The organism is Streptomyces sp. NPDC057682 (assembly GCF_042799575.1).
In the GTDB taxonomy this organism is placed as follows: Bacteria; Actinomycetota; Actinomycetes; order Streptomycetales; family Streptomycetaceae; genus Streptomyces.
This window is the reverse complement of the sequence record NZ_JBHVIN010000007.1, coordinates 261,054-273,908: the sequence shown is the minus strand read 5'-3', so window position 1 is coordinate 273,908 and position 12,855 is coordinate 261,054. Positions and strand designations below refer to the sequence as shown.

Annotated in this window: 10 protein-coding genes; 7 read left to right on the top strand and 3 right to left on the bottom strand. The window is 72.3% G+C overall.

The window, feature by feature from the left end; genetic code table 11:
- Positions 1 to 114: 114 nt before the first annotated feature.
- On the bottom strand, positions 115 to 1,914 hold the full coding sequence (locus ACFVDM_RS15430; RefSeq protein WP_383638714.1) for an AMP-dependent synthetase/ligase: 1,800 nt from the start codon (positions 1,912 to 1,914) through the stop codon (positions 115 to 117).
- Positions 1,915 to 2,186: 272 nt separating this feature from the next.
- On the bottom strand, positions 2,187 to 3,062 hold the full coding sequence (locus ACFVDM_RS15425) for a LysR family transcriptional regulator (protein ID WP_383638711.1): 876 nt from the start codon (positions 3,060 to 3,062) through the stop codon (positions 2,187 to 2,189).
- Positions 3,063 to 3,174: 112 nt separating this feature from the next.
- On the opposite strand from ACFVDM_RS15425, the gene ACFVDM_RS15420 reads away from it, so the two are divergent.
- Positions 3,175 to 4,203 carry a bile acid:sodium symporter family protein gene (locus ACFVDM_RS15420; protein ID WP_383638708.1) on the top strand — a complete coding sequence of 343 codons (1,029 nt, stop codon included), beginning with the start codon at positions 3,175 to 3,177 and terminating at the stop codon, positions 4,201 to 4,203.
- 13 nt (positions 4,204 to 4,216) lie between these two features.
- Here ACFVDM_RS15420 and fdhD read toward each other — a convergent pair whose 3' ends face one another.
- Positions 4,217 to 5,065 (bottom strand): formate dehydrogenase accessory sulfurtransferase FdhD, encoded by an 849-nt coding sequence (gene fdhD, locus ACFVDM_RS15415; RefSeq protein ID WP_383638705.1) that lies wholly within the window; start codon positions 5,063 to 5,065, stop codon positions 4,217 to 4,219.
- Positions 5,066 to 5,313: 248 nt separating this feature from the next.
- Here fdhD and ACFVDM_RS15410 point away from each other — a divergent pair, with 248 nt between their 5' ends.
- The 6 genes from ACFVDM_RS15410 to ACFVDM_RS15385 all read left to right on the top strand — a co-directional run bounded on the left by ACFVDM_RS15410 (position 5,314) and on the right by ACFVDM_RS15385 (position 12,853).
- Positions 5,314 to 6,267: a beta-ketoacyl-ACP synthase III gene (locus ACFVDM_RS15410; RefSeq protein ID WP_383638702.1), complete on the top strand. Its 954-nt coding sequence runs from the start codon at positions 5,314 to 5,316 to the stop codon at positions 6,265 to 6,267.
- A 178-nt stretch (positions 6,268 to 6,445) separates the two neighbouring features.
- A complete protein-coding gene (locus ACFVDM_RS15405) occupies positions 6,446 to 7,627 on the top strand; it encodes an ROK family protein (protein ID WP_383638700.1) in 1,182 nt (393 codons plus the stop codon).
- A 231-nt stretch (positions 7,628 to 7,858) separates the two neighbouring features.
- Positions 7,859 to 9,385 carry a sugar ABC transporter ATP-binding protein gene (locus ACFVDM_RS15400; protein WP_383638697.1) on the top strand — a complete coding sequence of 509 codons (1,527 nt, stop codon included), beginning with the start codon at positions 7,859 to 7,861 and terminating at the stop codon, positions 9,383 to 9,385.
- Entirely contained in the window at positions 9,382 to 10,431 is a 1,050-nt protein-coding gene (locus ACFVDM_RS15395; RefSeq protein WP_383638694.1) for an ABC transporter permease, read from the top strand. Before ACFVDM_RS15400 ends, ACFVDM_RS15395 begins: the two co-directional genes overlap by 4 nt.
- A 75-nt stretch (positions 10,432 to 10,506) precedes the next feature.
- Positions 10,507 to 11,547, top strand: a complete 1,041-nt coding sequence (locus tag ACFVDM_RS15390; RefSeq protein ID WP_383638691.1) for a substrate-binding domain-containing protein — start codon at positions 10,507 to 10,509, stop codon at positions 11,545 to 11,547.
- A 67-nt stretch (positions 11,548 to 11,614) separates the two neighbouring features.
- The gene (locus ACFVDM_RS15385; protein ID WP_383638688.1) at positions 11,615 to 12,853 is read left to right on the top strand and encodes a Gfo/Idh/MocA family protein; all 1,239 of its coding nucleotides are present in this window, start codon (positions 11,615 to 11,617) and stop codon (positions 12,851 to 12,853) included.
- The last annotated feature ends 2 nt before the right edge of the window (positions 12,854 to 12,855 follow it).

Below are 12,855 nucleotides of genomic sequence, written 5' to 3'. Positions count from 1 at the left end.
GACTCCCACAGTGAACGATCAGCGCCGCTCGTGCATTCCCGAACACGCGGTCCATATTCGTGAACGCCGCTGCGGACACCGGTGCCCGGCGGCCCGTGCGCGGACATCGGGCGGTCAGCGGTAGAGGGCGTCCACCTCGGCCGCGTACGCGGTCTCGATCGCCCGGCGCTTCAGCTTCAGCGAGGGGGTCAGCAGTCCGTGCTCCTCGCTGAACTGATGGGCCAGGATCCGGAACGTACGGATCGACTCGGCCTGCGAGACGGCCGTGTTCGCGGCGACCACGGCCCGCCGGATCTCCATCTCCAGATCGGGATCGCGCACCAGCTCCGCCGGGCCCAGCGGCTGCCGCCCCTGCATGGTCAGCCAGTGCTCCACCGCCTCCTGGTCGACGGTGACCAGCGCCGCGACGTACGGCCGGTCGTTGCCGACGACGATGCACTGCGCCACCAGCGGATGGGCCCGTACCCGCTCCTCCAGACCGGCCGGCGACACGCTCTTCCCGCCCGAGGTCACCAGGATCTCCTTCTTGCGCCCGGTGATCGTCAGATAGCCGTCCTCGTCCAGCGCCCCCAGGTCGCCGGTGGCCAGCCAGCCGTCCTTGAGGACCGCCTCGGTCGCCTTCGGATCGCCGAGATAGCCGCCGAACACATTGGCCCCGTGGACCCAGACCTCGCCGTCGTCCGCGATGTGCACGGTCGACCCGGGGATCGGCTGCCCGACCGTGCCGTACCGGGTGCGCTCGGGCGGATTGGCGGTGGCCGCCGCCGTCGTCTCGGTCAGTCCGTAGCCCTCGTACACCGTCACACCCGAACCGGCGAAGAACAGCCCGAGCCGCCGCTCCATCCCGGAACCGCCCGACATGGCGTGCCGGATCCGGCCGCCCATCGCCTCGCGCACCTTGCGGTACACGACCTTGTCGAAGAACTGGTGCTGCATCCGCAACCCGGCCGAGGGCCCGGGGCCGGTGCCGAAGGCCCGCTCCTCCATGGCCTCGGCGTACTTCACGGCCACCTCGACGGCCTTGTCGAACGGCCCGATCCGGCCCTCCGCCTCGGCCTTGCGGCGCGCGGCGTTGAACACCTTCTCGAAGATGTACGGGACCGCCAGGATGAAGGTCGGACGGAACGACACCAGATCCGGCATCAGCGCCCTGGCCGACAGCTCCGGCTGGTGGCCGAGCTTCACCCGGCCGCGTACGGCCGCCACCTCCACCATCCGGCCGAAGACGTGTGCCAGCGGCAGGAAGAGCAGGGTCGCCGCCTCGTCGCCCGCCCGGGAGCGGAAGACGGACTCCCAGCGGGTGGCCATGGTGTCGGTCTCGAACATGAAGTTGGCGTGCGTGATCACACAGCCCTTCGGGCGGCCCGTGGTGCCCGAGGTGTAGATGACCGTCGCCACCGACTCCGGCGTGACCGCCCTGCGGTGCCGGTGCACGACCTCGTCCCCGACCCGCGCACCGGCCTCCACCAGCTCGTCCACCGCTCCGGCGTCCAGCTGCCACAGCCGCTTCAGCTGGGGGAGCCGGTCGATCACCGAGGCGATCGTCATCGCGTGGTCCTCGTGCTCCACGAGCACGGCCGAGACCTCGGCGTCGTGCAGCATCCACAGGACCTGCTCCGCCGAGGACGTGGGATAGACCGGCACGGACTGCGCCCCGACCGACCAGAGCGCGAAGTCGAACAGGGTCCACTCGTAGCGGGTCCGGGACATCAGGGCGACCCGGTCGCCGAACCGCACCCCGTGCGCGATCAGCCCCTTGGCCAGCGCCAGCACCTCGTCGCGGAACGTCGCCGCGGTGACATCCCGCCAGCGTCCGTCCGCGTCCTTGCGGCCCAGCGCGACCCGCCGCGGGTCCTCCTCGGCGTAGTCGAACACGACATCGGCGAGCCCGCCTACGTGGGGCGCGGCCGCCATCGGGGGAACCGTGAATTCACGCAATGACCTGCTCCTTGTGGCGCTCCGCACAGCGCCGTGACGCTACCCCACCCAAGGCCGCCGCGGGAGGGCCCGCACCACCCCGTACCAGGTGCGTCGTGCACCGGCCGGGTGGTGAAATCCGGCCAGATGGGCAAGGCACGGACACGCTTCTGACCATGGAGTAAGTGGCTCGCGCGGGAATCTCCACCGAATCTGTACGCCGCGCGCACTGCGATATGTGGGGAAACAGGGGATACGGCCAGACACCCCTACGCCGTGTCCCTCGGCCGGACCAGCCGGTCGCCGCCCGCCAGGATCGCCCCGGCCAGCGCGTCCGCCGCCTGCTGGGCGCCGCCCCGGTGGCGGCCGTGCAGCAGGACGAAGTCCACGTCACCGAGGTCCGGCAGCCCCGCCCCGGGCGGCAGCGGCACCAGCCCCGGCGGGATCAGCCCCCGGCTGTGCGCCATCACCCCGAGCCCCGCGCGGGCGGCGGCGGTCAGCCCGCTGAGGCTGCCGCTCGTGCACGCCACCCGCCAGGAGCGCCCGGCCCGCTCCAGCACCTCCAGCGCACGGGCCCGGGTGATGCCCGGCGGCGGGTAGACGACCAGGGGCACCGGACGCTCCGGGTCGATCCGCAGCCCCGGTGTGCCGATCCACACCAGGTCGTCCTGGCGCACCAGCTCCCCGTGCGTGTCCCCGGTCCGCCGCTTGGCCAGCACCAGGTCCAGCCGGCCCGCCTCCAGCCGCCGGTGCAGCGTCCCCGACAGCTCCACCGTCAGCTCCAGGTCCACCTCGGGATGCTCGTGGCGGAAGGACCGGAGGATCTCCGGCAGCCGGGTCTGCACGAAGTCCTCGGAGGCACCGAAGCGCAGCCGTCCGCGCGGCCGGGTGCCGGAGAAGAACGCCGAGGCCCGCTCGTGGGCCTCCAGGATCGTCCGCGCGAAGCCGAGCATCGCCTCGCCGTCCACGGTCAGCTCGACCCGGTGGGTGTCCCGGACGAACAGCTGCCGCCCGGCCGCGTCCTCCAGCCGCCGCACATGCTGGCTGACCGTCGACTGCCGCACCCCCAGCCGTCGGGCGGCCGCGGTGAAACTCAGTGTCTGGGCGACGGCGAGAAAGGTGCGCAACTGCGCCGGGTCGTACATCCGCCCACGTTATCGCGGAACGTGATGACAGTCAGAGCGGTGTACGGGATTCCCGATGCCCACCTCGGTGAGCAGGATGGGAGGCCGCGCCCCCGAACGAGAGAACCCGAGCATGAGCCGCCGCATCCCGCTGTCCCCGTCCCGGATACCGGTCGATCCGTACATCCTGGCGCTGCTCGGCACCGTCGCCCTCGCGGCGCTGCTGCCCGCCTCCGGAACGGCGGCCGAGGTGGCCGGCGGCGCCTCCACCGGCGCGGTCGCCCTGCTGTTCTTCCTCTACGGCGCACGGCTGTCCACCGCCGAGGCGCTGGAGGGACTCCGGCACTGGCGACTCCACCTCACCGTGCTCGCCTGCACCTTCCTCGTCTTCCCGGTGCTCGGCCTGGCGAGCCGGGGGCTGGTGCCGTACGTGCTGACGCCGCAGCTGCAGAGCGGATTCCTCTTCCTCTGCCTGGTGCCCTCGACGATCCAGTCCTCCATCGCCTTCACCTCGATCGCCCGGGGCAACGTGCCCGCCGCGATCTGCGCCGGCTCCTTCTCCTCCATCGCCGGGATCTTCCTCACCCCGCTGCTCGCGGCGGCGCTCCTCGGCAACAGCGGCGGCGGCTTCTCGGCCGACGCGCTCCTGCGGATCGGCGTGCAACTGCTGCTGCCGTTCGTCGCGGGACAGCTGCTGCGCCGCCGGATCGGCGGCTTCCTCGCACGCCACAAGAAGGTCCTCGGCCTGGTCGACCGGGGCTCGATCCTCCTGGTCGTCTACACGGCGTTCAGCGAGGGCATGGTCGCCGGCATCTGGCACCAGGTCACCCCGGCCCGGCTCGGCGCGCTGCTGGCCGCCGAGGCGGTGCTGCTCGCGCTGATGCTCGCGGTGAGCTGGTACGGGGCGAAACGGCTCGGCTTCGGGCGCGAGGACCGCATCGCGATCCAGTTCGCCGGCTCCAAGAAGAGCCTCGCCTCCGGTCTGCCCATGGCCAGCGTGCTGTTCGGCGCCCAGGCGAGCCTCGCCGTCCTGCCCCTGATGCTCTTCCACCAGATGCAGCTCATGGTCTGCGCGGTGATCGCCAGGCGGCGCGCCCGGGATCCGCAGGGCCCGCCGGAGCGGGGCGCCGCGCCGGTGCGCGGAACCGCCGCCGTGGGGTGAGGAACGGCGGCGGTCAGCCGCGGACGGCCGGTGCCTCCACGGCGATCCGGTGCTCGCCCGCGTACACGTTCATGGACGGGCCGCGCAGGAAACCGACCAGGGTCAGACCGGCCTCGGCCGCCAGGTCGACGGCCAGGGACGAGGGCGCCGAGACGGCCGCGAGCACCGGGATGCCCGCCATCACCGCCTTCTGCGCCAGCTCGAACGAGGCCCGCCCCGACACCAGCAGCACCGACCGGGACAGCGGCAGCCGGTCGTCCGTCAGGGCCCGGCCGACCAGCTTGTCCACCGCGTTGTGCCGGCCCACGTCCTCCCGGACATCGACCAGCTCGCCCTCCTCGCTGAACAGCGCCGCCGCGTGCAGTCCGCCGGTCGTCTCGAACACCCGCTGGGCGGCCCGCAGCCGGTCGGGCAGCCCCGCCAGCAGCTCAGGCGTCACCCGCACCGGGGGAGCGTCGGCGACCGGATGCCGGGTCGTGGTGCGCACCGCGTCCAGGCTCGCCCGGCCGCAGAGCCCGCAGGAGGACGTCGTGTAGACGTGGCGCTCCAGCGTGATGTCGGGGACCGGGACACCGGGCGCGAGCCGCACGTCCACCACGTTGTACGTGTTCACCCCGTCCTCGGTCGCGCCCGCGCAGTACACGATCGACCGCACCTCGGAGCCCTCGCCGACCACGCCCTCGCTCACCAGGAACCCGGCGGCCAGCGCGAAATCGTCGCCCGGGGTGCGCATGGTGACGGCGAGCGGCCGGCCGTTCAGCCGGATCTCCAGGGGTTCCTCGGCCACGAGCGTGTCCGGACGGGTGGACACCGCCCCGTCCCGGATGCGGAGGGTGCGGCGGCGCTCGGTGACCCGTCCCATGGCAGTCAGACCCGATTCTGTACGTGGCGGAGGCCCAGGCGGCCCGTGCGGCCGAGGTGACCTCGGCGTTCCCATTGTCACGCACGTCCGCCCGCGCGCCGCGGCCGGTGCGCGGGCCGTAGGTGCCGGGCTGTCGCCAAGCCTCCAAGGTGAGGCCGGGAATCCTGTGGGATCACGTACCCCTGTACCGGGCGGTAGCGACCAAGACTGGATGGTTCCTGCCGAATGGAGCGAGGGGAACCGCAAATATGACCGGCTCACGTGTCGTGGCGCTCGGCCACCATCAGCCCGCCAAGGTGCTCACCAACCACGATCTGGCGGCCATGGTCGACACCAGCGACGAGTGGATCACCAGCCGGGTCGGCATCAGGACCCGGCACATCGGAGGTCCCGACGAGCCCGTCGACGAGCTGGCCGCCCGTGCCGCGGCCAAGGCGCTCGCCGCCGCGGGCCTCCAGCCCGCCGACATCGATCTGGTCCTGGTCGCCACGTCGACCGCCATCGACCGCTCCCCGAGCATGTCGGCCCGGGTCGCCGCCCGCCTCGGCATGACCGCGCCCGCCGTGATGGACATCAACGTGGTCTGCTCGGGCTTCACCCATGCCCTGGCCACCGCCGACCACACCCTGCGGGCCGGTGCCGCCACCCGGGCGCTGGTGATCGGCGCCGACAAGATGGGCGACATCGTCGACTGGACCGACCGCTCCAGTTGCGTCCTGATGGGCGACGGCGCGGGGGCCGCCGTCGTCGTCGCCGACTCCGGGGCGCACGGCGGTCCGCCCGGCATCGGACCGGTGCTGTGGGGCTCGGTGCCCGGCATGGGCGACGCGGTGCGCATCGAGGGGACGCCGCCGCGCTTCGCGCAGGAGGGCCAGTCCGTCTACCGCTGGGCCACCACCCAGCTGCCGCCCATCGCCCGGCAGGTGTGCGAGAAGGCGGGCATCGCCCCCGAGGACCTGGCCGCCGTCGTGCTCCACCAGGCCAATCTGCGGATCATCGAACCCGTGGCCCGGAAGATCGGCGCGGTCAATGCCGTGATCGCCCGGGATGTGGTGGATTCCGGTAATACGTCGGCTGCCTCGATCCCCATGGCCCTGTCCAAGCTGGTGGAGCGCGGCGAGGTCGCCACGGGCGATCCGGTGCTGCTCTTCGGCTTCGGCGGGAACCTCAGTTACGCCGGTCAGGTTATCCGCTGCCCCTGACGCGCGGGGGCCCGGGGGTGCCGCGCCGGCAGGGCGCGGCACCCCTCTTTGTCTTCAGGGTGGAGAAAGTTGTGATGGATTCCTGCTCAACTTCTTCCCAGCCCCGGCAACCGCTGCTACGTTCCCCTCCAAAGCCCGACGGACAGGCCGATGTGGCGGGGAGAGGCGCGTGAGACGGATGACGGCACGACCCGCGAACGGCCATCAGGCGCGACTGCTGCGGCTGTTGCGCGACGGCGGGCCCAACTCACGGGCACAGCTGGGGGACCAGGTCGACCTCTCCCGCTCCAAGCTCGCCGTCGAGGTGGACCGGCTGCTGGAGACCGGCCTGGTGGTGGCCGACGGACTGGCCGCATCCCGCGGCGGGCGTCGCTCGCACAACATCCGGCTCGCCCCCCAACTGCGCTTCCTCGGCGTCGACATCGGCGCCACCTCCGTCGACGTGGCGGTCACCAACGCGGAGCTGGAGGTCCTGGGCCACCTCAACCACCCCATGGACGTACGCGAAGGCCCCGTCGCCGTCTTCGAGCAGGTGCTGTCGATGGCGGCCAAGCTCCGGGCCTCCGGCCTCGCCGAGGGCTTCGACGGCGCGGGGATCGGCGTACCGGGACCGGTCCGCTTCCCCGAGGGCATCCCCGTCGCCCCGCCGATCATGCCCGGCTGGGACGGCTTCCCGGTCCGCGAGGCGCTCAGCCAGGAACTGGGCTGCCCCGTCATGGTCGACAACGACGTGAACCTGATGGCCATGGGGGAGCAGCACGCGGGCGTCGCCCGTTCCGCGGGCGACTTCCTCTGCGTCAAGATCGGCACCGGCATCGGCTGCGGCATCGTCGTCGGCGGTGAGGTCCACCGCGGTACGACGGGCAGCGCCGGAGACATCGGCCACATCCAGGTCGAACCCGAGGGCCGCCCCTGCGCCTGCGGCAACCGGGGCTGCCTGGAAGCACACTTCAGCGGCGCGGCCCTGGCCCGCGACGCCGAGGACGCGGCACGCACCGGGAGGTCCGCGGAACTCGCGGCCCGCCTGGAGGCGTCCGGCAGGCTCACCGCCGTCGACGTCGCCGCCGCCGCGGCCGCCGGCGACCCGACCTCACTCGATCTGATCCGCGAAGGCGGCAACCGGGTCGGCCAGGTCATCGCGGGCCTCGTCAGCTTCTTCAACCCCGGACTGGTGGTGATCGGCGGCGGCGTGACCGGACTGGGCCACACGCTGCTGGCCAGCGTCCGGACCCAGGTCTACCGGCAGTCCCTGCCGCTGGCCACCGGCAACCTCCCGATCGTGCTGGGCGAGCTGGGACCCGCCGCCGGAGTCATCGGCGCGGCCAGGCTCATCAGCGACCACCTCTTCTCACCCGCCTGATCCGCTCCACCCCGCCCCCTCCCACCCGCCCCACACCACCGCGCCCGGCCGCACCGCCCGCCCGGCGCCCGCGCCGTACCCGTACGACACCTCCCGCACCCGCACGGCCCGTCACGCCCGCCCCGGGCGGCACCCCACCCGGGACCGCACTGCGCCCTGCCCGCTCACCGGCCCCTCCCTGCGTCCGGCTCCACCCCGCAGAGGAGACCCCATCCGCCGAGGGGATTCGTCATGGCTCCAGAACCACCGCTGCTCACCATGTCCGGCATCACCAAGTCCTTCCCCGGTGTGCGCGCCCTCGACGGCGTGGACCTGGAGGTCCAGGCCGGCGAAGTCCACTGCCTCCTCGGCCAGAACGGTGCCGGAAAGTCCACCCTCATCAAGGTGCTCGCCGGGGCCCACCAGCCCGACGACGGCGAGATCACCTGGCGCGGCGCCCCCGCCGTACTGAAGTCGCCCATCACCGCGATGCGGCTCGGCATCGCCACCATCTACCAGGAACTCGACCTGGTCGAGGGGCTGTCCGTCGCCGAGAACGTCTTCCTCGGCCACGAGCACACCGGCGCCGGCTTCGTCGTCCGCACTCGCGAGGGCCGGCAGGCCGCCGCCGCCCTGCTGGAACGGCTCGGCCACCCCGAGATCGACCCCGCCCGCCCGGTCGGCGAACTCCCCGCCGCCCAGCAGCAGATCGTCTCGATGGCCCGCGCCCTCTCCCACGACGTCCGGCTGATCGTGATGGACGAGCCCTCCGCCGCCCTCGACCCCGACGAGGTCGACAACCTCTTCCGGATCGTCGACTCGCTCACCGCCGACGGCGTCGCCGTCGTCTACATCTCCCACCGCCTGGAGGAGATCCGCCGCATCGGCGACCGGGTCACCGTCCTCAAGGACGGCCGGGCCGTCGCGGTCGGCCTGCCCGCCGAGTCCACCCCGACCAAGGACATCGTGGCCCTGATGACCGGCCGCAACGTCGAGTACGTCTTCCCTCCGCGCCCCGACCGCACCGACGCGGTCGAACGCCCCGCACCCGTCCTCACCGTCGAAGGGCTCACCAGGAAGGGCGAGTTCGCGCCTGTCGACCTGGAGCTGCGCCCCGGCGAGATCGTCGGCCTCGCCGGACTCGTCGGCTCCGGGCGCTCGGAGATCCTGGAGACCGTCTACGGGGCCCGCCGGCCCGCCGCCGGCCGGGTCACCGTCGCCGGCCGGGCGCTGCGGCCCGGCAGCGTCCGCGCCGCCGTCGCCGCCGGCATCGGCCTCGCCCCCGAGGAACGCAAGGCCCAGGCCCTGCTGATGCTGGAGTCCGTCACCCGCAACGTCTCCGTCTCCACCCTGTCCCGCTTCTCCCGGGCCGGCTGGATCGACCGGAGGGCCGAGCGCGCGGCGGCCCGCGCCGCCACCCGGGAACTCTCCCTGCGCCCCGACAACCCCGACACCGCCGTCCGCACCCTCTCCGGCGGCAACCAGCAGAAGGCCGTCCTGGCCCGCTGGCTGCTGCGCGGCTGCCGGGTGCTGCTGCTCGACGAACCGACCCGCGGTGTGGACGTCGGCGCCCGCGCCGAGCTCTACGCCGTGATCCGCCGGCTGGCCGACGAAGGCCTCGCCGTCCTGCTCGTCTCCAGCGAAGTGCCCGAAGTCCTGGGCCTCGCCGACCGGGTGCTCGTCCTGCGGGAGGGCCGCGTCGTCCACGAGGCCGACGCCCGGGACCTCGACGAGCACCGCGTACTCGACCTCGTGATGGAAGGGAGCCCGACGTCATGACGCAGCCCGTCTCACCGGCGCGGCACAGCGGGCCGGACAAGGGCGCAGCGCCCGCCTCCGCCCCCACGTCCCCCAAGAAGGGCGGATCCGCGCGCGCTCCGCGACTGCGCGCGGACATCCACAGCCTCTCCCTGCTCGGCGTCCTCGCCGTGCTCGTCCTGGTCGGCGGCATCACCGAACCCGACGCCTTCCTCGACACCGGGAACCTCCAGCTCATCCTGACCCAGTCCTCCGTCATCGGCGTCGTCACCGTCGGCATGACCTTCGTCATCACCAGCGGCGGCATCGACCTGTCCGTCGGCGCCATGGTCGCGCTGGCGTCCGTCTGGGCGACGACGGTCGCCACCCAGGACTTCGGCTTCGCGGGCATCCTGTTCACCGCCGTCCTGGTCGGCCTCGGCGCCGGCCTCGTCAACGGGGTGCTCATCGCCTACGGCAGGGTCGTCCCCTTCATCGCCACCCTGGCGATGCTCGCCTCGGCCCGCGGTCTGGCCCTCCAGATCACCGACGGCAGGACCCAGATCGTCACCGTGAAGTCGGTCCTCGACCTGGGCCTGCCCGACGCCTATGTCCTCGGTGTCCCGCCGCTGGTCATGATGTTCGCCGCGGTCACCGTCATCGGCTGGCTGGTGCTCAACCGCACCACGTTCGGCCGCCGCACCGTCGCCGTCGGCGGCAACGCCGAGGCCGCCCGGCTGGCCGGCATCGACGTCCGCCGCCAGCGGCTCTACCTCTACCTGCTGTCCGGACTCTGCTGCGGCATCGCCGCGTTCATGCTGGTCATCCTGTCCGGCTCGGGCCAGAACACCAACGGCAACCTGTACGAACTCGACGCCATCGCCGCCGTGATCATCGGCGGCACCCTGCTCAGCGGCGGACGGGGCACCATCGTCGGCTCCGTGCTCGGCGTCCTCGTCTTCACCACCATCACCAACATCTTCGCGCTCAACAATCTGCAGAGCGACGTCCAGCAGATCGCCAAGGGCGCGATCATCGTCGCCGCCGTCCTCGTCCAGGGCCGCACCTCGGCCCGCGCGGGGACCTGACGGCCCGTTCCGCCCCTCCCGTACCCGAACGTTCCCCCTCCCGCGCCGCACTCCCGGATGAAGGGTTTGACAGCCATGCCAGAAACCAGCCGCAGACGACTCCTTTTCGGTTCCGCCGCCGTCTCCGCGGGCGCCCTCCTGACCGCCTGCACCAGCAACGACCCCAAGGAGAAGGACACCGCGGCCCAGAGCAACGCCCCGGCCGCCGACGACAAGCCCGGCAAGCCCGTCACCATCGGCTTCGCCGGCCCCCAGGCAGACCACGGCTGGCTCAACGCCATCAACGAGAACGCCCGGTCCCGGGCGAAGAAGTACTCCGAGGTGACCCTGGAGACCACCGAGGGCTCCAACGACACCGCCGCCCAGATCGGCCAGGTCAAGACCCTCATCAACAAGAAGGTCGACGTCCTGGTGATCCTGCCGGCCGACGGCAAGGCCCTCACCCAGGTCGGCCTGGAGGCCATGCGCGCCGGCATCCCCGTCATCAACCTGGACCGCGTCTTCGCCTCCCCGCAGGCCTACCGCTGCTGGGTCGGCGGCGACAACTACGGAATGGGCCTCAACGCCGGCACCTACATCGGCGAACAGCTCAAGGACAAGGCGAACGCCAAGGTCGTCGAGCTGGCCGGCATCGACAACCTGGAGCTGACCAAACAGCGCAGCCAGGGCTTCGCCGACGCGCTGAAGAACTACCCCAACATCAAGCTGGTGGCCCGTCAGGCCGCCGACTTCACCGTCGAGTCGGGCCAGGCCAAGATGGCCCAACTGCTCCAGGCGCAGAAGCAGTTCGACGCCCTGTGGAACCACGACGACGACCAGGGCGTGGGCGCGCTCCGCGCCATCCAGCAGGCCGGACGCGACGAGTTCCTGATGGTCGGCGGCGCCGGGGCCAAGTCCGCCATGGACGCCATCAAGGCCGGGAACAGCGTGCTCAAGGCCACCGTGCTCTACCCGCCGACCATGGCCGCCTCGGCCATCGATCTGGCCCGCGCGCTCGGACAGGCCAAGGGGGTGTCCGGACTCGCCGAGATGGAGATCCCGACCAACCTCACCCTGTACTCCGCGGTCGTCACCAAGGACAACATCGACCAGTACCTGCCGACGGGCTTCAACTAGACGGCCGACGAAGGGGGGTGAGCCCCCCGGCCGCACCCACTGAACCACCGATGAGGAGGAAGCCCGGATGGCCCGTAGGGAAGACACTGAGCAGGAGTCGGCCGCGCCGCCGACGTACCGGCCGATGGCGAGCGCACCCGCGCTCGGGGTCGGCATGGTCGGATACGCGTTCATGGGAGCCGCCCACTCGCAGGGGTGGCGCACCGCGGGCCACGTCTTCGAACTGCCCATGAGACCCGTACTCGCCGCGATCTGCGGGCGCGACCGCACCGCGGTGGAGGCCGCGGCCGACCGGCACGGCTGGGCGGCGGCGGAGACCGACTGGCGCGCGCTGATCGCCAGGGACGACGTCCAGCTCGTGGACATCTGCACCCCGGGTGACAGCCACGCCGAGATCGCCATCGCGGCCCTGGAGGCCGGCAAGCACGTGCTGTGCGAGAAGCCGCTGGCCAACACGGTCGCGGAGGCAGAGGCCATGACCGAGGCGGCCCGCCGTGCCGCCGCCCGCGGTCAGATCGCGATGTCCGGCTTCAACTACCGCAAGGTCCCGGCGATGGCCTACGCGCGCCGGCTCATCGCCTCGGGCCGGCTCGGCACCCTGCGCCACGTCCGGGCCACCTACCTCCAGGACTGGCTGGTCGACCCGGCCTCACCGCTCACCTGGCGGCTGCGGAAGGACCGGGCCGGGTCCGGCGCGCTCGGCGACCTCGGCGCGCACATCGTGGACCTCGCCCAGTACCTGGCGGGCGAACCACTGGTGTCCGTCTCGGCGTTGAGCGAGACCTTCGTCCGGCAACGGCCGCTGCTCGCCGGGCCCTCGGGAGGGCTCGGAGGGGTGGCCGCCGAGAGAGAGTACGGGGCGGTGACGGTGGACGACGCCGCGCTGTTCACCGGACGCCTCGCCTCCGGGGCGCTGGCCTCCTTCGAGGCGACCAGGATGGCGGCCGGGCGCAAGAACGCGCTGCGGCTGGAGATCAACGGGGAGTGCGGCTCACTCGCCTTCGACCTGGAACGCCTCAACGAGCTCTCCTTCCACGACCACACCGAGCCCGCCACCACGGCCGGCTTCCGCCGCATCCTGGTCACCGAGCCCGAGCACCCCTACCTGGAGGCCTGGTGGCCGCCGGGGCACGCGCTGGGCTACGAGCACACCTTCATCCACCAGGCCCGCGACGTGGTGCGCACCATCGCCGAGGGCACCGCGCCCGTCCCCTCGTTCGCCGACGGGCTCCAGGTGCAGAGGGTGCTGGCGGCGGTGGAGGAGAGCGCCGCCAAGAACTCCGTCCTCACCCCCGTACAGCTCTAGGC